Here is a 21963-nt window from a genome sequence, read left to right as displayed (position 1 = left end):
CTCAACCGCGGAGTAAGGGAGATGCGCCAACGAGCCGGTCTTCAACGACACACGCGATTTTCCCTTTATTCGGGAAGGGCCGGCGGTCCCGATTTCCTCCGACGAACGGCCGCGGCCGCAGGAATCGTCGCGGCGATTTTTCTCCTGCTGCTGATCCGGTCTACGGCCCAGGTTCTTCTCATCCTCTTTGCAGGGATCCTCCTCGGCGTCTTTCTCAGGAGCCTGGGCGACTGGGCCGAGCGGCATACCCCGCTTGGAAGCGGCGGGTCACTGGCGTTGGTGGTGTCGGCGCTCCTTGGATTGATCGGCCTGGCGGGATGGTATCTTGCGCCTGATGTCGCAACCCAAATAGACCAGTTGATCCAAAGCCTGCCGGAGATCGTCCGGCAGCTCGGCGCCCGGATCGAAGGATATGAATGGGGAAGAAGGATGTTATCCCAGCTGCCCGGTGCGGCGGAACGGTTTGCGCGGCCCGGCAATATCCTCTCCCGCGCGACCGGCGCTTTCTCCACGGCATTCGGTCTGATCGCGAACCTCGTCATCATCTCCTTCATCGGTCTCTACCTGGCCATCAACCCGGCGCTTTATCTCAATGGGATCGTCCGCCTGGTGCCAGTCGACCTCCGTCCGCGCGCCCGGGAGCTGCTCGGCGAGCTGGGAGAGACGCTGCGGTGGTGGTTGATCGGCAGAATGATCGCGATGGGGGTGATCGGCCTGCTGACGGCGGTCGGATTGTGGCTCATCGGCGTTCCACTGGCGTTGACCCTCGGTCTGCTGGCCGGGATACTCAATTTCATCCCCTACTTGGGACCGATTCTCTCCGCCGTTCCGCCGCTCTTGATGGTATCGACCGGGGGGATGACGAAGATCTTTTACGTGGTCCTGCTCTACCTCGCCATCCAAACGATCGAGAGCTATCTTCTCACCCCGCTTGTGACGGAGAAAACGATCTCGCTCCCGCCGGCGCTCACCCTGGCTGCGCAGGTGCTGCTCGGGATTCTCCTCGGACCGCTCGGCCTTATCTTCGCTTCGCCCATCAGCGCGCTCGCGCTGATCGTCATCAAGAGGCTCTATATCGAAGATCTGCTGGAGACATCGGCCGTCCCCTCGGATGAGGGGCGGCGCGCCGGCCGGAGCCGAGGCCGATGAAAAGCCGACCGCCGGCCTTCTACCCTGCAAGCGCTCTGTGGGAGAGAGGTCGGATTGAACCGTTTCGAGTGTGCGGGAGGGAATGTGTCTATGCTCCCTCGACGCGCAACGGCTCGTGAGAAGGATCAGGATATAGAAGGGGCGCCGGCCAAGAGCGATCATCCGAATAGAGGATTGTCCCTTCCCACCCGCTCCTTATATACTTTAATTACACTTCTTATCGATGCTAAAAATAGGTGCTAAAAACCGGCCTTTTGGAGAAATGCCGGGCTGTTGTGGATAGAAGCTCCTGAAGAAAGGGTTGAGCATGCCCCTTTGGCTGCGCGCGGGGATGTGGGGGGCCGGCTCGGCGCTGCTGATCGGCGCGGCCGCCGGTTATTTTGTTCGAATCGGACAGCGCTGGATCGCCGTGATTATGGCGTTTGGAGCGGGGGTGTTGATCTCCGCGCTCTCGTTCGATCTGATGGATGAGGCTTATAAACGGGGCGGCTTCCTCTTCACCGCGATCGGTTTTGTCGCCGGGGCGGCCATCTACACCACCGCCAACATTATATTGTCGCGCCACGGGGCCAAGCATCGAAAACACTCCGGCCGCCAACAGCCCTCGGAGAAGGATCAGAGCGGCAGCGGGCTCGCGATCGCCCTTGGCGCGCTGCTCGACGGCATCCCCGAATCGATCGTCATCGGCGTGACGATGATCCGGGGGGGGTGGTCAGTACGGTCGCCGTGGCGGCGATCTTTCTCTCGAATCTGCCGGAGGGGCTCTCCAGCGCCGCGGGGATGAAGAGGGCGGGCCGCTCGATTCGATATGTCTTCGGCGTCTGGTTTGGGATTGCCCTGATCTCCGGGGTGGCGGCCCTCATCGGCTATGCGCTCTTCCGGCATTTTTCGGCCGGCGTGATCGCTGCGACCACCGCGGTCGCCGCGGGAGCGATCCTTTCAATGCTCGCCGATACGATGATGCCGGAGGCCTTTGCCGAGGCGCACAACTTCACCGGGTTGATCACGGTGATCGGCTTCCTTGCCGCCTTTCTATTGAGCAAGTGGAGTGAATAAGCCCGGCCGGCATGATCCCTTGGATGAATCGTTCCATTATCTTCACGATAGCCGTTTCCTCAACGGCTACGTATCTCCGCCGGGTCGGAACCGCCCGAGTTGATCTGAAATTTGACCGCGTCGGCGATCGCCGGATCAAAACCACCGTCGTGCGTGTGGATGCGAAACTCGATGTGCAGATTGAAGAAGGCACCGGCGCCGCGATGTAGGCCGCGCGACCCGATGGCTTGTCCGGACTCCCGGAATCCGAATAAAATAGATCATCGGCTCGATACAAACAATGCCAAGCACCGGTCATTTCGAGCTGAATAACGGAATGCATTCGCGGAGAGGAAAAGGATGAGAACATCTTTCATGCGGGACAACAAAAAATCAGTCGATGAGAAACCGGAGGTGGTCGTCATCACCGGCGCGTCCGCCGGGGTGGGACGCGCCGTCGTCCGGGAATTTGCCGAGCGAAAAGCAAAGATCGCTCTTCTGGCGCGCGGAATCGATGGACTCGAAGGGGCACGCGAGGAGGTCGAAGCGGCCGGAGGAGAGGCACTCGTTCTTCCGACCGATGTGGCCGACCCCGATCGGGTGGAGGCGGCCGCCGCAGCGGTCGAGACGGCGTTCGGGCCGATCGACATCTGGATCAACAACGCGATGGTCACGGTCCTCTCCCCGTTCAAGGAGATGACCGCCGCCGAGTTCAAGCGGGTCACTGAAGTCACCTACCTCGGCGTCGTCTATGGGACGATGGCGGCGCTGAAGCGGATGCTGCCGCGGGATCGGGGAACGATCGTCCAGGTCGGCTCCGCGCTCGCCTATCGCTCAATCCCGCTGCAGTCGGCCTACTGCGGCGCCAAGCATGGGATCAAAGGGTTCACCGATTCGATCCGCTCCGAGCTGATTCATGACCAGAGCCATGTTCAGATCACGATGGTCCAACTGCCGGCGCTGAACACCCCCCAATTCAGTTGGGCCAAGACGCGGCTGCCGAACCAGCCCCAGCCGGTCCCGCCGATCTTCCAGCCGGAGGTGGCGGCCGAGGGAATTTATTGGGCCGCCCACCATCACCAGCGGGAGCTGAGCGTCGGCTGGCCGACGGTCAAGGCGATTGAGGGAAATAAAATCATCCCAAGTATCCTTGATCGGTATCTCGCCGATTTCGGCTACACCGGACAGCAGACCGACCAGCCGGTCGACCCAAACCGGCCGGACAATCTTTGGGAACCGGTTCCGGGCGACCATGGGGCGCATGGAATTTTTGACGAGCAGGCCAAACCCTACAGCCTCCAGCTTCCGATCGACCTCCACCGCGGCTGGGTCGCCGCAGCCGGGGTCGCGCTGCTCGCCATGGTCGTCGGCGCCCTGCTCGACTGACGGCTGCGATGCCTGCCCGCTCTTCCAGAAGGGCCATCGTCGCCGCCATCGCCGGAAACGTCGCCATCGCCGTGACGAAGTTTATCGCCGCAGCGATCAGCGGCAGCTCGGCCATGCTGTCGGAAGGAATTCACTCCCTGGTCGATACCGGCAATGACCTGCTCCTGCTGCTCGGCCTCCGGCTCAGCCGCAAACCGGCCGATACCGATCACCCCTTCGGCCACGGCAAGGAGCTTTACTTCTGGAGCCTGATCGTCGCGATCTTGATCTTCGGGGTCGGCGGCGGGATGTCGATCTATGAAGGGATTTTGCACCTCCTCCATCCGAATCCGATCGAGCGCCCCCTCGTCAATTACATCGTTCTTGCGCTGGCGGCGATCTTCGAGGGGCTCTCCTGGCAGGTCGGATACAGCGAGTTCAAAGCGACCCAGGAAAAGGGGATCGGCCTCTGGGAGGCGATCCATTCCAGCAAGGACCCGTCCCTCTTCACCGTTTTATTCGAAGACACCGCCGCCCTGCTCGGGCTTCTCGTCGCCTTCCTCGGTATCTTCTTAGGGCATCTTTTGAACAATCCGTATATCGACGGATCGGCCTCGGTGATGATCGGCGCCATCCTCGCCGTCACCGCCCTTCTTCTGGCTTACGAGAGCAAGGGCCTCTTGGTTGGAGAGAGCGCCAACCCGAAGATCGTGGCGGGAATCCGCTCTCTGGCGGAAGCCGATCCGGCGGTCGAGCGGATCACCCGCGCATTGACAATGCAGCTCGGACCGTCGGAGATCCTCCTCACGATGGAAATTCAATTTCGAAAAGGGCTGTCGGCCGAGGCGCTTCAGGCCGCGATCGACCGGCTGGAGAAGGCGATCCGGACCCGCTTTCCCGATATCCAGCGGATCTTCATCGAATCGGAATCGATCACCGCGCCCGACCGACCGAAGGAAGAACCTCCTCGAGCGCGCGCCGGATAACCCTCCCCTATTTCTTCCGTTGGGCCAATGCGGTCCCTTGTTGTTGATAGGTCGGCCGCTCGTCGGTTAAACGAATCATATCGTAAATCAGATAGCCGTTGGTCGCCCGAGCGGTTTCGCGGGAATAGCCCATCACCAAATAAATCAAGATCGAGAGCACGGCGAGGGTAATCAGCAGCCCCGGCGCGGCGCGATCGGGCCGGATCGGCTCCGTCCGCTCTTCTCGAATTCCCATCCCCCGAAATGCGGCGAGATAATAGATCCAGCTGACCAGGCCGAGGAGGACGAGGACGGAGGCGGAGAGATACTTGTTCGGCTGCATCTTCCCCAATGGATTGACCTGCATCCCGGTGATCAGATGAATAAATGGAACATGATGGAGCTGATATGGAAGGGCGAAGAGGATCGCCGCGAGAATCACCGCCGCCAGCGAGATCGGCATGAAGCCATCGAAGGAGACCGGCCGATTTTGACTCAACCGGACCATTCGATAAATATAGAACGAGCCGACGATGATTAAGAGGCCATAGAAGAGCGCGACGAGATCAAAGAGCCAAGAACGATTCCCGAGCATCAAGGTGAAGAAGACCTGCGGCTCCGTGTAACGAATCTGCCGCATGTAGAGAAAGCCGATAAACGGCATGATCAGTAAAGCGCCGAACCCGATGGCGAAAAAAACTCGACCGGCCCATTGATAGTGCACCCGGTCTTCCTCCCGCTTCGCGCGAAGGAGGCCGATCGCCGAAATCCCGGCCAATGCAAAACCGGCCCAGACGAGGTTTCCGAAAAAGCGATGGACATCGAGACGGATCATCGTCGGGTTGAAGATGCGCGGCCAGAAGGTCTCCGGCGGCGCGGGGGTCAACATGTATGAGGCGGTCACATCAATCATAAACATCGCCGTCAGCGCGGAGCCGGCGGCAAGCCAGGGAAACGCAAGATGGACCCGCTTCCGGACGCCGGTCATCAAACTCCAGCCCCAGCCATAATACCAGCTATAGGCGAAGACCGCCTCGCCGAGAAAGAACCCGGCCTCCAAGAGAAACGGCCAGAACATAATTCGAAAAAGGGTCGCCCAAAAATGGGGCCAGAAGACATTGAGGGAGATCACCAGGACCACCCCCATGAAAGAGATCGTGCCGGTAGTGAGAACCAGGGTAAAGGCGATCATATGCGCCAACCGCTGCCACCGCTTCTCGCCCGATCGGTAATTCGCCGTCGCGACCACCGCGCCGATCACCGAGGTGCCGACGATGAAAGTGGCAAAGAGGGCATGGGAGAGCGCCGCGACCGCAATGGCAATCCGCCCCCAAAACATCGAAATATGCAGCGGCTCTATCGGCATCCGCTTCCTCCTTCTTATTCTAATTCACACAGAGGCACCTTCGGCTCTCTGGTGACATCTATCCCCTCGGCTCCGGGTTCTCCGACGTCCCTCCCTTTTGAGGGGGGGTTCCGGTCGAGGCCGGGGTCTCGCCGCGGGTAAAGAATTTCGGTGTCTGCGACTCATCTTGCAATGAGATCATCCCCCGGACGGTGTCAGGCCGCCGCGCCGTCTCACGGATCGTTCCCATCGTCCAGTAGGTGAAGAGAGCGACGATCCCCAATGTCATCGTCAGCCGGCGAACCCCGGTTCGGTTGAGTTGCTCTCCTCCTGCCGCCCTCCATCCCCGCCAACCGCTGTAGAGATAAAAAAAGGTCAATGCAACGAGCGCAAAGGTAAAGAGACGACGGACCATCGGAAGCTCCACGAAGACAACCATCAGGAGGGCGATTAACAAGACGATTCCTTCCGAGAGGAATGTCCCTTTCCGCGTTGAGCGCGACGTCCGCAATAAAAAATGGCTACCGACGAAGAGGAGCGCAATTAAAGCAAATTGGAGATAGACCCATCCCTGATATCGGCCCTGGATTGTCTGCTGGTAAGCGGCGGGGTCGGCCTGATGGATCTGGGTCGCATAGAAGAGTCCGGTAAAGGGCTGGATCAGGAGCGCTCCGAGTCCGATCAGGAAGCCGGTCTTCAAGAGATGGAGATAATACGGCTCGTCAGGGGTCCCTTTTTTTCTTCCGAGCATCCAGGCGGCATAGGCGGCGATGGCAAACCCGCCGAAGACGAAATTCCCGAAGAACCGATGGATCATCAGCGGAATCCAAGTGGGGTTAAAAAGGCCCCTTCCGCCCGGCGTCAGCATGTACGAGCCGATCCCGTCCAAAATGGCCACCCAGATCAACGCGAAAAATGCCGCCAGAAAGCCGAGGGTGAGATGAAGCGATCGACTTCGCCGCCGGATCGGCTCCCAGTAGTGATAGTAGGGGTATAGGGTAAAGAGCAGCAGAAAGAAGGCGGCGACACCGAAGTAAATCGGATGCCGAAACCGGTTGAACACCCAGCTGTTGGTCAACGGGAAGAGTCCCACAAAGAGCTCCAGCATGATCACCGCCAATACGGTGCTGACGGTAAAGGTGATCAGCGTAAAGCGGGTCAGCCCCAGGGCGACGTCGGCGTGAAATCGGTTCTCCCGCTCCATCGATTCAAAAACCGGCGCGATGACGACGAAGGCGACCGCGAGGCTCGCGAGGGCGATATGAAGCAGGCTGAAAATTCCCACGGCGACGCTGTTCCCCAGGAGGGGAAGATGGACGGGGCCGAGTTTTTCTAAAATATCGGACATCAAAAACTCCAAAAAAATTCAGAAGTCAGAATCAGAAAAAAGGATCACCCTTGGGTCTCTGCCTTCTTCTGACTCCTGACTTCTGTCTTCTGACTTCCGTTTTGCTTTCCAAACGACTTCACGAAGTAAGCTAAATCCCATCGCTCCTCAACCGAGAGGACCCCGTTGAACGACGGCATCACCACCCGGCCGTGGGTGATGATTTCAAAAATCTCCTCCGCCGAGCGCTGCTGCGTTTGGGGCGCATGGAGATTAAACGGCTGGAGGACCAGGTGCGAGCCGGCCGGCCCGTCTCCCAATCCGATTTTTCCATGACAGTGAGCGCAGTTGATTTCAAAAAGCGCGGCGCCGCGGCCGACCGTTTCGGGCGTCGACCCGGGAGGAGAGGTGAGCACGGCCCGGCTCTTCTGCGGGATGCTCCCCTCCGGAGAGTGCAGACGGGGCGCCTCCTGCGGCTGGAACGACGGCTGCTCGGCCATGTCGCGCGAACACCCGGCGGCCCCGAAAGCGATCCCCGCGAAAGTAATCCCATAGAGGAGTGACAACACGATTCGGCGCCAAGGCCCTTTCATCGAACCTCTACCTCCACCGCCCCGAATTCCTGGAAAAGGGTCTGGATCGTCCCGGTCCTCGGATCGTCCCGATCGACCCAGACGGAAATCCCGAAGAATCCCTCGTCGATCCGGTTATCATATTCGACCTTCCCGCGGTGACTTCGAATAATTTTGATCGCCGTGGTCAGAAACGTGGTGACAATCGCAAAGAGCATCATCGTTTCGTAAGAGACGATTCCGACGATCGGCATCGGAACGATCGGCTTGCCGCCGGTCCGGAGCGGATAGATCGCCATGCTTCCCCCGGCCAGCAAAAAACCGAAGAGAATCCCGATCGCGCCGGCGATCAGGGTCACATGATAAAGCTGAACCCGCCGCCATCCAACCCCGACCGGAAGCGCCTTCATCGGGAAGGTCGATGAGAGCTCGACCTCCCGCTCCGGAAGGTCCATCTTTCTCAGCCGATCGAGAATCGGCTCCAGCGGCGTCGCCGGCTGGAAAAGACCGAAGATGATCGACTTTGCCTTGGATTTAGCGCTCGTCCCGTCTGCCATGCATGATCCCTTCTTTCTCTTCCCAGATCGAAATCACCGGGACAAATTTGATCGCCAACACATACAGGAGCAAGAAAAGAGAAAATGATCCGAGCAGAATGGTCAGCTCCACGATCGTGGGGAAATACCGTCCCCAGGCATACGGCAGTCGGGGGTGCCCTAAAGAGGGAACGATGATCAACACCCGCTCGATATACATCCCGATGTTAATCAAAATGCCGATGATCATCACCCCCAGCGGCCACCGCCGAAACGTAGGAATCGTGAGCGCAATGATCGGAATGACGAAGTTGAAGACGACCATCAACCACTGCTGAAACGCATACGGTCCATACATGACCGCGTCGATCACCGCCATCTCGTCCGGAATCTTTCCATACCAAGCGACGAAACGATCCATAAAATAGAAGTAGCCCCAGGAGAGGGTGATCACGATCATCAGCTTTCCCATCTTGTCGAAATGTTCCAGCCGAATGTAATCCTGAAGCCGGTAGAACTTCCGGACCAGATAGAGCCCCATGACCACGGTGGCCATTCCGGAGTGGATGGCGCCGATGACGAAATAGGGGGGAATAATCGAAGAATGCCAGCCGGGCACCAACGCGGCGGCGAAATCAAGGCCGACGATGGAGTGCACGGAGACCATCACCAGAACGATGAGAATCGTAATGATCCGGATTGCCATCCCGAGCCAGCGCCACTCGGTCTGGGTCCCCCGCCAACCGAGGGAGAGGACGCGATAGAAAATCCGCCGCCACCCCTGAACGCGATCCCGCATCAAGGCGAAATCGGGGATCAAAGGAAGATAGAGATAAATGAGGCTGGAGGTCGCATAGGTGAAAATCGCCGTCGCGTCCCACATCAACGGCGAGCGGAAGTTCGGCCAGATCTGTCGCTGGTTGGGATACGGAATCAGGTAATAAAACCGCCACGCCCGGCCAAGATGGATAAAGATAAACAGCGCGGCGACGATGACCGAGAAGAGGGTCATCAGCTCGGCAATCCGGGTGATCGGCCGCCGCCACTCCGCATTGGAAAGCCTTAAGGCGCCGGAGATGAAGGTTCCCGAGTGACTGACGCCGACCCAGAAAACAAAGGAGGCGATATAGATCCCCCAGAAGATCGGGGGATGAAGCCCGGTCTGTCCGATGCCGGTCTCAAGTTGATAATCCCAAGCCGCCCCGCCGGCAAAGGCGAGGACAAAGAGGAGCAATAGGATCAAAAAATAGGGCCAGCGGGTCTGGCTGAGCGGACGCAAAAGATCTTGGTTGATCTTCTGAATTTGATCGAGATGCTCCTTCTCGCCGACCCGTTTCTGATGCGACGGGAAAAATTCTTTCCGTGCTTCCATTGCTTTTGCCTTTCCCTTGGGCGCCTCGCAGGCTTTAAGCTACTCCGCCTTTTTTAGATAGGTAATCGCCGGCTCCGTTCCGAGCTCTTCCAACAGCCTGAAGCCGCGCCGGCTCTCCTTCAGCTTGGAGACCCGGCTGTTCGGGTCATTTCGATCACCGAAGACCAGCGCCTCGGTCGGGCAGCTCTGGACGCAGGCCGGGGTGATCTCGCCGTCTTTGACCCGCCGCCCTTCTTTTTGCGCCGTCCGCTGCGCTCCCCGAATCCGCTGGACGCAGAAGGTGCACTTCTCCATCACCCCGCCCGACCGCACCGTGACATCGGGGTTGAGCTGCTCGTTGAGCGGCTCATCCCAATGCGGATCGAACCAATTGAAGTAGCGGACGGTATAGGGACAGTTGTTGCCGCAGTAGCGGACGCCGACACAGCGGTTATAAACCTGCGCATTCAACCCATCCGGGGTATGATAGGCCGCATAAACCGGGCAGACCGGCTCACAGGGGGCGCTGCCGCAGTGCTGGCAGAGGACCGGCATGAACTTCAGCTGCGCGTTCGGATATTCCCCTTCCCAGTAGCGCTCGATGCGAATCCAATAGTTCGCCCGCCCCTTCGACGCCTCCTCTTCCCCGGAAATCCGGACGTTGTTTTCAGCCCGGCAGGCAACCACGCACGCCTCGCAGCCGGTGCAGCGATCGAGGTCGATCACCATTCCCCATTGATACGGTCCTCCCGGCGGCGCATTCTGATCCCGATAGTCCACCATCTCAGTCTCTCCTCATCCATCGTTCCTCAGGTCTCGCTTCGTCTTCTTCCCTCCGGACTTCTTCTCGTTCCTTCCCCGGTCTGGTCGACCAAGACCGGCTTTCCACGACGGCCGGTCCGCTCAATCCGGACCCGGGTCGCTCCCATCGCCAACGTCCCGGAATCGCGGTCGACCAGCGGCGCCAGCAATATCACCGGGTTCACCCCCCGTCCCTTTGCGTAGCGGCCATAAGCGGTGTGCCCCTGTCCAAGCGGCATGCTGATTAGATCGGGGCGATTTCCGGGGAAAAAGATCACCGGCGCTTCCACCTCGCCATAGGGAGAGATCACCCGGACGATCTCTCGCTCCTGAATTCCATATTGCCGCGCCGTCCTCGGATTGATCTCGACCCAGCTTCCCCAAACCACGGTGGTCGCCGGGTCGGGAAGCTCCTGAAGCCAGGGACGGTTCGCCCCTTCTCCACGTTGCAATCCCATCGATTCGAAGAGGGTCAGATAAAACGGAAATTGTTTTTCATCCCCTTCGAATTGGGCTGACTCGATGGACTCCGGAAGCGGTCTGCGCGAAACCGAGATGAGCCTTTGCTCCGGTTTCCACCACCCTCCCTGTTGAAGCCGTTCGATCCAGGCGATCTCAAAAGGTTGGCCGGGCACCTCACGGGCGAGAAACGTTTTCCACTGGTCTTCGAGCATCGTCCGGAAATCGGTCCAGGGAAGCTGCTTCTCAATGTTCCCTCCGATTCGCTTCGCGGCGCTCAAGAACAGATCGCCGACCGGTCGGGTATTGTTACGGGGAATGACCACCGGCTGTCCGAGCCCCGCGGCGGGCGTCCCTCCGTCGCTCAGGAAATCTCCCCATGCCTCCAAGAAGAAATGGTCGGGAAGGATCAGATCGGCCATGGCGGTCGACTCATCCATGAAAGAGCTGAAGCTCACGGTGAAGGCCGCTTGATCGAACACCTCTCCGAAGTGGGTCGAAGGAGGAAGGGTGTAAAGTGGGTTCGACTGATAGAGCATCAGGAGTGACCGCTTTTTGTTTTTAAACGAATCTTTCAGATTCAGAAGCGCCTGATCCGAGACAGGAGTCGCCGCAGCGGCCGGAAAACCTTGAAGCGGCTCGATAAACCGAATGCCGCCCGACTCACCGAGATTCCCGACCAAGAGGTTCAGGGCATTCACCGCCATCAACGTATTCGTACCGTTGGTCTGCGACGAGGCGGTCCCGCCGCCGATCGCGAGCGGGGCGGCCGCTTCGGAGAATTCCCGCGCCAATCGGATGATCTCTTCACGCGGCACTTCTGTTTTCGCCGCGATCTGGTCGAGTGAGACGGTGCCATAGAGTTTCTCGAACCGGCTTCGATCTCCCTGAGCGAGCCGAACGCGCCCCTCTTTAAGAATCACCTGTCCGATCCCCAGCGCCAAAAGCCCCTCGGTTCCGGGGCGGAGCGGCACCCAACGGTCGGCGCTGGCGGCGGTCATTGAAAGCCGCGGCTCTATTTGAACGAACCGACCCCGCACGGCGGGACGCCCCTGACGCATTTCACCATAAGCGAGACCGTAGTGGACCGGCGAGAGCCAGTCGGAGAGAAAAGGAGTTCCGAAGGAGAGAAGATAGGTTGCGTTCGCAATATCATACTCGGGGAAACGGTCGACGCCGAAACTCCGGCGATTCGCCGCCTGCAGCGTCCCCTCCCCCGACGGGTCATAAAAAAGGAGCCTTCCTGAAATCTCTTTCATGAAGGTCGAAAAAAGGCGGGACAAGGTCCCCGGGACCGGTCGGCTGATCATCACCGCGCCGCCCGGATATTTTTCGAGCGTCGACACCCACCGCGAGATGCCATCCTCCCAACTGATCGGTCTAAACCGTCCCTCTCCCCGCGCTCCCTCGCGCTGGAGCGGCTCCTGAATCCGATCCGGGTTGTAGAGTCCCTGGAGGCTCGCCTGTCCCTTCGCGCAGAGCTTTCCTCGGTTCACCGGATGAGCCGGATTTCCCTCGACCTTCTTCGCCCGCCCCTCCATCACCCGGACGAGGATGCCGCAGCCGGCGTCGCACTCGCGACAGACCGAGGCATACCAATCGGCCACCCCCGGTATGATCTCCTCATCGGGGATGACATAGGGAATCAGCTTCTTCGTCTCGCCGGCGCAGCCGGGAAGCAGGGAGCCGGCGGCGGTCACCCCGAGTACCTTCAAGAAATCGCGTCGTTTTAAATCCATGGGGTCCTCAAAAGATGAGAATTCAGAAGCCAGAAGTCAGGAGTCAGAATTCAGAAGGACTGCTTTTATTCTGACTTCTGGATTCTGTCTTCTCCATTCCGAACCTTTTAATAGTGACACGTAAAACAATCTTTCGACGCCCCGTTCCGTTGGTGACAGCTGATGCACCACCCCATCTCGAAGGTCGCCGCGCGGGGTGTGCTGGTCATCTGGGCCACCTGGCCGTGGCATTCGGTGCATTTAAATCCGGCTGCCAGATGCATCTCGTGGGTAAAGCGGACAAAATCGGGGAGCCGCTGCAGCCGAATCCACGGGATCGGCTCCTTATTATTCCAATAGGTGAGGAGCTTTTGCGTCTCCGGCGTCTGCTCTTTTAAAGCGCGATGGCAGGTCATGCAGATGTAAACGGGGGGGACCGATGCGGCCGTAGAAACATTGGCACCGCGGTGGCAAAAAAGACAGTTGATTTGCAATTGTCCCGCATGCCGCTGATGGCTGAAGGCAAGCGGCTGCCGGTCTTGTCCTCTGAGATCGGCGCTCCCTTGAGAGTAAAAAAACCCGATAATCAACGCGGTGATAATGACGACCAGGGCTATGAGTGCTCCCGTCCACTTCCGCATGAACAATACAATCCTTTCATCTAACGGCCCCCAGAGACGCCACTCGGATCTGAATGTAATCCCCCCGACGTATAGATCTTCGAAAAAGAGACGCGGAGGGATTACTTTTTACGATACGATGTTGGCTCCGCCCGCTGCAATCCTCCACTTGGAGAGTACGCCACCTATCCAATCGGAGTATCCCCAAAATCGGGGTCGAGGACGCAATGGATTGGGATAAAAAACATCAATCAGGAACGCCCATCCCCCGCCCAGCGCGGCATAGAGCTGTACCAAGGAGGTCAGGACGACCCCTTGTGTTTGGGCTTGGGAGATCTGGGCATTAAAAAGCTGCCGCTGAGAATCGAGCACGGTGAGATAGTCCGATACACCGTTCGTGTATTGCAACGTGGCCAGTCGAAGCGCCGCGTCCGATGAGGAGACCAGCAATTCCTGGGCGCGCAGCTGCTCGGTCGATTTGCGATAAGCGATCAACGCATTCTCCACGTCGGCAAACGCTTGTTGCACCGCTGCCTCATATGCAATTTGCGCCTCTTGCTGGCTCGCTTTTGCCGCGGCCAGGTTTCCGCGCAGCCTTCCGCCGTTGAAGAGCGGCGCCGTCAGCCCCAGCACCAACTGCCACGTCAGGGCCGGCGCATTCAGCAGATCGGAAAGTTGCGCGCTCTCATACCCTCCCATGCCGGTCAGCGGAATCTGGGGAAAGAGCTGCGCCTTCGCCACGCCGACGGCGGCATAGACCGCGACCAGCTGTTGCTCCGATTGCCGGATATCGGGGCGGCGTTCCAATAACTGGGACGGCAATCCCGCCGGAATCCTCGGGGGGAGTTTCTGTTCGGTCAATCTCAGGCCGCGTGCAATGGGCGCGGGGTTCTGCCCCAGGAGGAGGCTCAGCGCATTCTCCTGCTGCGCGATCTGCTCCTCGATCAGCGGGATCTGCGAGGTGGCCGTATAGAGCGCCGTTTCCGCCTGACGCACATCGAGCTCGGAGGCGACCCCCCCCTGAAATCGGATCTGCGTCAATTGCAGCGAATCCTGGAAGGAAGCGATCGTCCTGCGGGTAACTTCCAGCTCAAGATCGAGCTCGCGGAGTTGAAAATAGCTCTGCGCCACCCCGCTGACCACCGAGAGGATGACATTTCGGCGTGCCTCCTCGGTGGCGAGTAAATTGGCCCGCGCCTCCTCGGTGAAGCGCCGGTACTGCCCCCAAAAATCGGCTTGATAGCTCACCTCGCCATTCAGCTGAAAGTCGCTGACTTCCGGCTTCACCCCTGGAAAAAGGGGGAGGGGACCCGCCTTCGAGCTCCGTTGGCGCGTCGCGCTGGCATGGATCTGAACCTGGGGAAATTGATTGGAACGGGCGACCGTCACATTGGCGCGGAACTGCGCCACGCGCGCCGCGGCCGACCGGAGGTTTTTATTTTGATCGAGCGCGACACGAATCAATGTTTGCAACTGAGGGTCGGTAAAAAGATCCCACCACTTTAGATCGGCCAGCGACTCGGCCGTTTCCGACTCGGTTCGCCACTGCGGCGGCACCGGGACCGTCGGCCGATGGTAGCGGGGGCCGACGGTGCATCCCGTCCAGAAAACAACCAGACGGAGGGTCATGACCAGCCGCTTCATTTGATCGAACCTCCCAGCCGATCGCTTGCGCCGCGACCCACCCCGACGGTCGCGCGCGCGGCCTCTGCCCTCTTGCGGCGCTCGGTGATCGCTTCACTGACAACAAATAACACCGGGATGAACAAGACCCCCAGCACTGTCGCCGCAATCATCCCCCCGAAAACGGAGGTCCCGAGCGCATGTCGGGCGGCCGATCCGGCGCCGGTGGCGATCATCAAGGGGAGGACGCCGAAAATAAAGGCGAACGACGTCATGAGGATCGGACGGAGCCGGATGCGCGACCCCTCGGCGGCCGCTTCGTTTAGACGGAGCCCGCGATCGTAACGAACCTTCGCATACTCCACGATGAGGATGGCATTTTTGGCGGAAAGTCCCACCAACATCACCAAGCCGATCTGGGCATAAACGTTGTTGTCGAGACCTCGGATCCATTGGGCGAGGAACGCGCCGAAGATTCCGATCGGCACGACAAGGATCACAGCGAAAGGAACGGTCCAGCTCTCATATTGCGCCGCCAAGACGAGAAAAACGAAGACGATTGCCAGGAGCAGAATCAGGCCCGCCCGCCCCCGGGTGGTAACCTCCTGATACGAGAGACCGGTCCACTCATAGCCATATCCCGCCGGCAGTGTTCCGGCGACCTGCTCCATGGTTATGATGGCATCTCCAGAGCTGAAGCCGGGGGCCGCCGCCCCGTTGACCTCCACCGACCGATGGAGATTGTATCGGGTCACTACGTCGGGTCCCCGCGCCGCGCGGGGTTGGGTCACCGTGCTGAGGGGAACCATATTCCCCTTTGTGCTCCGGACGTAAAAACGCCCGATATCCTCCGGCCGGGCACGAAACGGATGGACGCGCCTTCGTTCTCTGGCGGTATTGAAGGTAGCTCTGCTCGCTCACACTGAAGGTGACATAAATCGGATCAATGCTATAAACCGTGTCGAGCAATGTATTTCCTTGCTGGACCAGCGCGCCGATCTTCGCCTGTGCGGGACCGATCCAACCGGTCAGGGGAGCTGTAATTTTCGTATAGTCTAGGCTCAGCTGCGCCTGCGCCACCTGCGCCCGCGCGCCTCCACATTCGCTGCTTCTTGTTCAGCCTGGGCGATTGCCGTATCGAGCTGCTGTTGGCTGATGGCATGTTTTTCGACCAGAGGACGATACCGAGCGACATTCTGCCGGGCGATATTCAGCGCCGCCTCATGCGGGGCCAGATTCGCTTTTGCTTGGTCTAAGGCCGCTTGATAGGGACGGGGGTCGATGACAAAAAGAAGGTCGCCGGTGTGGACAAGCGCCCCTTCAACAAAGGCGACCCGTCGAAGGAACCCCGTCACCTGCGAGCGGATTTCGACGGTATTTACCGCTTCGGTCTGGCCGACAAATTCACCATAAATAGGAATCGATCTCTGGGCGGCCGGGGAAACAATCACGACCGGCGGCGGACCGGCGGGCCCTCGCCCCTGTGTCCCCTTCGCACCCTGATTGGAGCATCCCAGAAGAACAGCCGCAATCATCCCCTGTGTGGCTGCGAAGAGTCTAATCGCCCGTTTTATTGATCTATAAGCTGCCACTGCGCGCATATTGAGGGCGTCGCTCTCTCTACCAGATTGAAGGGGAGATACATGCGGTCTCGTGCGGTGATTGGAATTGGGCCGTTTCGCTCGCGAAAAGTAAAATGTATGATGATGGGGTCCTTTCTCCGAGCATGCGGGTCAAGAAGAACCTCCGGCCGCACCTTGAGCGTCGGACGGGCCGCGATCATTTTTAAGTCTTATTGTAAGAAGTCAAAAGAAGGAGTCGCAATTCAACCGAAGGGAGGATATCCAATGGATTAGTAAGGGTTCATACATGAACCGATCTTCATCCCTACCCGGTTTGCCCGGTTTGCCCGGTTTACCCGGTTTAATGGACAGGAGGAGGGGTTCATCTCATTCGATAAGGTGCAGCGGGAAGGTTTCGGGACGGTTCGCTTTCTCACTCGCCCGACTTTGTTCAATAACAAAATTTTGGAATGGAGAATTAGGATTGAACGAGGGGAAAAGAGACGCGGAAGGCGGTCCCGACGCCGAGCTCGCTCTCGACCTCGATGCGGCCTTGATTGGCTTCGATATATTGTTTGGCCAAGGGGAGGCCGAGCCCGACGCCGCGCGCCTTCGTCGTGAAGAGCGGCTGGAAGAGCCGCTCCATATTCTCCGGCGCAATCCCCTCTCCGGTATCCCGGACCGCGACCTGGGCCGACTGGCGGCTCACCCGGGTGACGACGCGGAGGATTCCCCCCTGCGTCATCGCCTGAATCCCGTTGACCACAAAATTGGTCAGGGCGCGGGAGACCTGAACCGGATCGATGAAAACGAGAGGGCGTCTTCGGCTGAAATCGGTCTTGATCCGGACCTTCTCCGGAACCTGAATCCGGCCGAGCAGCTCTTCTAACAATTGATTCAGATCGACTCGGATCGACACCGCCTGTTTTTTTCGGGTGAAGTCGAGCAGCTCGTTGACCAGATCGGTCGCCGATCGGCACTCGTCGTTGATGATCGAAAGAAAACGCCCGAATTCCTGCCTGATCGGCCCGGTCTCCTCCCGCTCCATTTGCAATTGAAGGTAGTAGACCGCATTGGTGATCACCTCCAACGGCTGCCGAAGTTCGTGATTGACGCTCCCGACGATCTGCCCGAGCGCGGCCAACTTTTCTTTTCGACTGTTTTCCTCGCGGAGGTGATGGAGCTCCTCAGTGCGTGCCTCGAGTGCCTTGCGGCCTTCTGTCTGCTCCCGTTGCAGCGATCCATGGCGTTCGGCATTGGCGAGGGCTGCGGCCGCATGCTCGGAAAAACCTTCCAATATCTTTCGCTCCCGGGCTGAGATCTGCCGATTCAACGCGCGGCTTCCAAGACAGAACCCCCCGAGGACCTTCTCCTGCCAAATCAATGGGACGGCGATCGCCGCCTCGAATGCGCATGGTCGAAGATCGGCGGGAAGAGGATCCCCTTCGCGCCGCCGGCCGACCCAGAGCACCTTTCTCTGCTGAACCGCCCGTCCGAGGATTCCCTCTCCCGGCTTGATTTTTTTGCCGATCCAGCCGGCGGGAAGATCGACTTCGCCCTCCACCCGCAGAGATCCCGTCGCGGCGTCCCAGAGGGCGATCCAGCCGGCCTCCAGGCGGGAGAGAGCGAGCCCGTGCTGCAAGAGCGTTGCGGAGAGCCGGGCGCGGTCGGTCTCGGCGCCGAGCTCCATGCCGACCCTCCGAAGCGCATCCGCCTCGGCCAGATCTCTCCGGACGGCGTCCAACGACTGGACGTTTTCGATGGCGATCGCGGCGTGGCGGGCAAACGCCTCCAAAAGGAGACAATCCCGGTCTGAAATATTCCTGTCCGGAAACTTCGACTGAAAGTTGACCGCGCCGATCAGCCGCTCTTCCCGTCGAAGGGGAACCCCGACCATCACAGGATAAGAACCCCACTTGATCCGTCTCGCGGCAGAGGCCCGTTCGGGATTGAGGGCGATCGTCTTCCCCATTCGGGCCGCCATGCCGCCGATCCCTTCCCCCATGCGAAAGACCGATCCTTCGAAACCGGTCGGCATATTCATCGCCGTCCGGACGACAAACTCCTGTCGTGCGGCGTCCCAGAGAGAGAGCCCTCCCGCATCGAGCCCCAGCAGCGTCATCCCGCCCTGAACAATCTTGCGCAGAAGCACCGGCAGCTCCCGCTCCGCCGAAATCTCCGCGACGATCCGGAAGAGATGATCGAGGCGGAGGAGCGCGCGCTCACTCTCCCGGGCGCTCCAGAGGCTTTCCAAGGCGGTTGCAACCGACGCCGCGAGCGGCGCCGTGTTGAGCGGATCGGGCATTCGTGAGCGGGGACTGGGAAGAAGGCAAATGAAACTGAACGGAAGAGGCTTTTGCAGCGGAATGGGAATGAGCAAGGCGGGGGTCGCCGGATCGGCCCAAAAGAACTGCTGTTTCCTTCGCCGGAGCCGATCCAACAACGCCGTCTGTGCAAGAAGTCGACGCGCCGTTTTTTTTAATTTGGCGCCGAAGTCAAAGGCGACCCTCTGCGGCGCCGCTCCGGGACGGACGATCACGAGGAGTCCGGTCTCCATCCCCCAGAGCGCCCGAGCGAGTCCCACCGTATTCTCCAGAATCTCCTTCTCGGAATGAGCCGTGCGCAGGGGAGGAATGTTGTAAAGGAGATCGGAAGGGGGCGGCTTATTTATCGCGGATTTCTTCATGATGAACGCAATTCTAAAAGACGGGCCGACTTTAGCACATCTTTTTAGGAATAACAAGGGAACGCCCGCCCCCTTTCGATCCGTTGAGATCGGTCTCATTTCCTCTCCGAACCCCTTCCGGCAAGCGGCCTCCCCTTGTCCCCTTTTTTCAAAAAGAGTATATTCATTGAGAGCGAATTCGACTCGGAGAACCCCCGATGAATGCTTGTCTGTTTTTGACCGCCCGAGCGATCCGGACGCTGGCGGCGCTTCTTCTCCTCGGCCTCTTTTCTTTCGGCGCCGCCCCCACGGTCGCAGCAGAGGAGCCGGCCCCCCCGGCGTCCGATGCCGAGCGGATCGAGCGCGCGCTCGATTCCGCGCTCGACGCGATTGCGACCGGGATGCAGACCTTGGTCGTTCTGGCGGAGAAGAGCCAGGAGAAGTGGAGCCGATGCCGGTCGGGCCATTCGGAGGAGGCATGGTGCGTCAAGATGAAAGATGCCCTCACCCGGCTCGAGCGGTTAAGCGGAGGAGAGACCTCCGACGACCAATCGACTTTCGACGAGCAGATTCGATAAAGCCCGAGAGATCGGTTTTAAACCTCTTCCCTTTTATTTTGTTTGACAATGATCTGATTTTGGGGTAGGTTCACGCCAAGCACCTAGGGTGTTTTAGTGGTATTTCCCCGATTGAATTCCCGGTGACGCAATGGAACAGCAAAGTCCCTGGACCACCTGCCTTTTAACGCGGATGTTGATCCTCCATCTGGAGCGGATCGGCAAAGCGGACGGTCTCGACTACCAGGAGATCTTAGCGGGAGACAATCAGCTCAACCGGATCGCCGACCCCCGCGCTTTTCTCCTCAAACACACCAATTGGGTTCCGCATCACGTCCTCAAAAACCTGATCATCACCGCTGAAAACGCAACCGGCACCAAAGAGATCACCTATCTCGCCGCCAAAAGCTATTACCAATCGGGTCCCGGCCCCTCGCTTCTGGAGATCATCGCCAAGCTTCAACAGAATAATATGGAACAGGCGCTCAACTGTTCCAACCTCTGGGCAACCGGCTTCGCCAACTATTTTAAACTGCAATGTCTTCCCCCCTCCGGCGTCGGCGCGGGGGCGACGCTCCTCTCTCAATTCGCCCCTTATGTGGAGCCGATCGTCGGCAACTATGGATTTATCCGTGGAAACTATGAAGGGATGACGACCCTTTTCGACGACATCGCCGAAGCCCAATGTATCGAAGAGCTCTCTCAGTTAAAGCTGGAAACCCTCTGTCGCGAGTTCAGCAAATACCGGATCGAGCGGCAGGACGCGCGCCTTTCCATTGTCGATACCACCACCCAGAAAGAGGTCGCCGCCGCCCGTCAGGTTTTCCTCAAAACCGAATTGCTCCCTGCGCTCGCCGACGACCCGCGGCAGATCGAAGGGCTGATTCTTCCTCCGAGAGGGGGAGAGGTCCGACTCCTGCTGCCGCAGATTGAAGACGATCCGGAACGATGGAGAAAAGAGCACAGCGCGTATCAAATCGTCCATGGCGGGATGCTGCAGGCGGGCAAACAGACCTTCACCCTGCGCGAGGGGGCCTACTTCAACGCCCCCTACTCCCGCTACCGGTTCACCTGGAAATCGAGATCAGGCCGGAAAAATGCCAGCGAGACGATCACCGACTGCTCCGAGATCATCCCCCTCCTCTTTAATCACGTCCGGGAGCTCAGAGAGACCCATCGTCAGCTCCTGCATTATACGATGGAGAACAAGGCGCTGGCACAGGCGAACGAAGAGCTCAAGGGGGAGATCCGAAGAGAGTACGATTTCCACGGCATCATCGGAAAGAGCCCGAAGATGCTGAAGCTGTTCGAGCAGGTCGAGCTGATCGCGCCGGTCGACTCGACCATCCTTGTTTTGGGAGAGACCGGCACCGGAAAGGAGGCGCTCGCCAAGGCGATCCACCAATGCAGCCTTCGGCGCGACCAGCGCTTCTACGCCCTCAATTGCGCGGCGCTCTCCGAGAGCCTCCTGGAGGCGGAGCTCTTCGGCCATGAGAAAGGGGCCTTTACCGGCGCCCTCTCGCTGAAGAAAGGAATCTTCGAGACGGCGAGCGGCGGGACCCTTTTCTTGGATGAGGTAGGAGAGATCTCTCCCACCCTTCAGGCAAAGCTCCTCCGGGTTCTGGAAGAGCGCGAGATTCAGCGGGTCGGCGGCCGGGATACGATCCCGATCGATGTCCGGGTCATCTCCGCGACCAACCGCGACCTTCAACGGCAGGTGCATGCCGAAAAGTTCAGAAGCGATCTCTACTATCGCCTCCATGTGATCTCGCTCGTCATCCCACCGCTGCGCGAGCGCCTCGATGACCTTCCCTTGCTGGTCGATCACTTCCTCGAATTCTTCAGCAAGAAATGTAAAAAGCCGAAGCCGGCGATGACGCGGGAAACGGTCACCTTTCTGACCCGCTATGCCTGGCCGGGGAACATCCGGCAGCTGAAGAATGTCATCGAACGGGCGGTGGTGCTCGATCGAGATCAGGTGATTAATCCCGACGACATCATCCTGCCGGAAGGAGAGGCCCCCCAGAAAGGGGTCGGGGTGCCGCAGCCGTTCCATGAAGCGCTGGAGCAGTATAAGCGCTCCGTGATCGAAGAGGCGCTTCAGAAAACCGGCGGGAATCAGACCAAAGCGGCCGCCCTCCTCGGGCTTCAACGGACCTACCTCGCCCGCTTGATCCGGACTTTCCGAATTTCAAGCTAAAGAGTAAATCGGTCCCCCTTCATTCGGTCGATCTTTTTTCGCGACTCCCCGTCCCAAAGGAACGTTCTTCCCGACGCTCGGCCTGTTGTCACCCGTGCGAGCAAGCCGGTGGG

Annotated in this window: 18 protein-coding genes and 1 pseudogene; 7 read left to right on the top strand and 12 right to left on the bottom strand. The window is 59.3% G+C overall.

Annotated elements, in window-relative coordinates; all coding sequences use genetic code 11:
* The first annotated feature begins 21 nt into the window (after positions 1-21).
* The 5 genes and pseudogenes from HY282_12470 (at position 22) to HY282_12450 (ending at position 4535) form a co-directional block, all read left to right on the top strand.
* On the top strand, positions 22-1149 hold the full coding sequence (locus HY282_12470) for an AI-2E family transporter (protein ID MBI3804563.1): 1128 nt from the start codon (positions 22-24) through the stop codon (positions 1147-1149).
* Positions 1150-1456: 307 nt separating this feature from the next.
* Positions 1457-2205: pseudogene (locus HY282_12465) on the top strand (ZIP family zinc transporter).
* A 23-nt stretch (positions 2206-2228) separates the two neighbouring features.
* The gene (locus HY282_12460; GenBank protein ID MBI3804562.1) at positions 2229-2414 is read left to right on the top strand and encodes a hypothetical protein; all 186 of its coding nucleotides are present in this window, start codon (positions 2229-2231) and stop codon (positions 2412-2414) included.
* A 145-nt stretch (positions 2415-2559) separates the two neighbouring features.
* Entirely contained in the window at positions 2560-3570 is a 1011-nt protein-coding gene (locus HY282_12455; protein MBI3804561.1) for an SDR family oxidoreductase, read from the top strand.
* 8 nt (positions 3571-3578) lie between these two features.
* Positions 3579-4535 (top strand): cation transporter, encoded by a 957-nt coding sequence (locus HY282_12450; GenBank protein ID MBI3804560.1) that lies wholly within the window; start codon positions 3579-3581, stop codon positions 4533-4535.
* A gap of 7 nt (positions 4536-4542) precedes the next feature.
* Here the strand turns inward: HY282_12450 and HY282_12445 are convergent, their stop codons facing one another.
* The 12 genes from HY282_12445 to HY282_12390 form a co-directional block, all read right to left on the bottom strand.
* Entirely contained in the window at positions 4543-5880 is a 1338-nt protein-coding gene (locus HY282_12445; GenBank protein MBI3804559.1) for a cytochrome ubiquinol oxidase subunit I, read from the bottom strand.
* A gap of 58 nt (positions 5881-5938) precedes the next feature.
* A complete protein-coding gene (locus tag HY282_12440) occupies positions 5939-7207 on the bottom strand; it encodes a cytochrome ubiquinol oxidase subunit I (protein MBI3804558.1) in 1269 nt (422 codons plus the stop codon).
* Positions 7208-7251: 44 nt separating this feature from the next.
* On the bottom strand, positions 7252-7779 hold the full coding sequence (locus tag HY282_12435) for a cytochrome c (GenBank protein ID MBI3804557.1): 528 nt from the start codon (positions 7777-7779) through the stop codon (positions 7252-7254).
* The gene (locus HY282_12430; protein MBI3804556.1) at positions 7776-8315 is read right to left on the bottom strand and encodes a DUF3341 domain-containing protein; all 540 of its coding nucleotides are present in this window, start codon (positions 8313-8315) and stop codon (positions 7776-7778) included. The genes HY282_12435 and HY282_12430 overlap by 4 nt, the downstream gene beginning before the upstream one ends.
* On the bottom strand, positions 8293-9666 hold the full coding sequence (gene nrfD, locus HY282_12425) for a polysulfide reductase NrfD (protein ID MBI3804555.1): 1374 nt from the start codon (positions 9664-9666) through the stop codon (positions 8293-8295). Before nrfD ends, HY282_12430 begins: the two co-directional genes overlap by 23 nt.
* Positions 9667-9705: 39 nt before the next feature.
* On the bottom strand, positions 9706-10428 hold the full coding sequence (locus HY282_12420) for a 4Fe-4S dicluster domain-containing protein (protein ID MBI3804554.1): 723 nt from the start codon (positions 10426-10428) through the stop codon (positions 9706-9708).
* 26 nt (positions 10429-10454) lie between these two features.
* The gene (locus HY282_12415; protein MBI3804553.1) at positions 10455-12644 is read right to left on the bottom strand and encodes a molybdopterin-dependent oxidoreductase; all 2190 of its coding nucleotides are present in this window, start codon (positions 12642-12644) and stop codon (positions 10455-10457) included.
* Positions 12645-12751: 107 nt separating this feature from the next.
* A complete protein-coding gene (locus HY282_12410; protein ID MBI3804552.1) occupies positions 12752-13264 on the bottom strand; it encodes a cytochrome c3 family protein in 513 nt (170 codons plus the stop codon).
* 108 nt (positions 13265-13372) lie between these two features.
* Entirely contained in the window at positions 13373-14887 is a 1515-nt protein-coding gene (locus HY282_12405; protein MBI3804551.1) for an efflux transporter outer membrane subunit, read from the bottom strand.
* Entirely contained in the window at positions 14884-15711 is an 828-nt protein-coding gene (locus HY282_12400) for an efflux RND transporter permease subunit (GenBank protein ID MBI3804550.1), read from the bottom strand. The genes HY282_12405 and HY282_12400 overlap by 4 nt, the downstream gene beginning before the upstream one ends.
* Positions 15712-15927: 216 nt before the next feature.
* Positions 15928-16401, bottom strand: coding sequence for a biotin/lipoyl-binding protein (locus HY282_12395; GenBank protein ID MBI3804549.1), 474 nt, complete (start codon positions 16399-16401; stop codon positions 15928-15930).
* A 505-nt stretch (positions 16402-16906) separates the two neighbouring features.
* Positions 16907-19114 carry a GAF domain-containing protein gene (locus HY282_12390; protein MBI3804548.1) on the bottom strand — a complete coding sequence of 736 codons (2208 nt, stop codon included), beginning with the start codon at positions 19112-19114 and terminating at the stop codon, positions 16907-16909.
* Positions 19115-19311: 197 nt separating this feature from the next.
* On the opposite strand from HY282_12390, the gene HY282_12385 reads away from it, so the two are divergent.
* Both HY282_12385 and HY282_12380 read left to right on the top strand, forming a co-directional pair.
* On the top strand, positions 19312-19671 hold the full coding sequence (locus tag HY282_12385; protein MBI3804547.1) for a hypothetical protein: 360 nt from the start codon (positions 19312-19314) through the stop codon (positions 19669-19671).
* A gap of 130 nt (positions 19672-19801) precedes the next feature.
* Complete coding sequence (locus HY282_12380; protein MBI3804546.1) at positions 19802-21850, top strand: sigma 54-interacting transcriptional regulator; 2049 nt, start codon at positions 19802-19804, stop codon at positions 21848-21850.
* Positions 21851-21963 lie beyond the last annotated feature (113 nt).

The sequence above is a fragment of the Candidatus Manganitrophaceae bacterium genome (assembly GCA_016200325.1).
Classification (GTDB): Bacteria; Nitrospirota; Nitrospiria; order SBBL01; family Manganitrophaceae; genus Manganitrophus.
The sequence above is the reverse complement of the archived record's forward strand: the minus strand, read 5'-3'. Positions and strand labels throughout refer to the sequence as shown.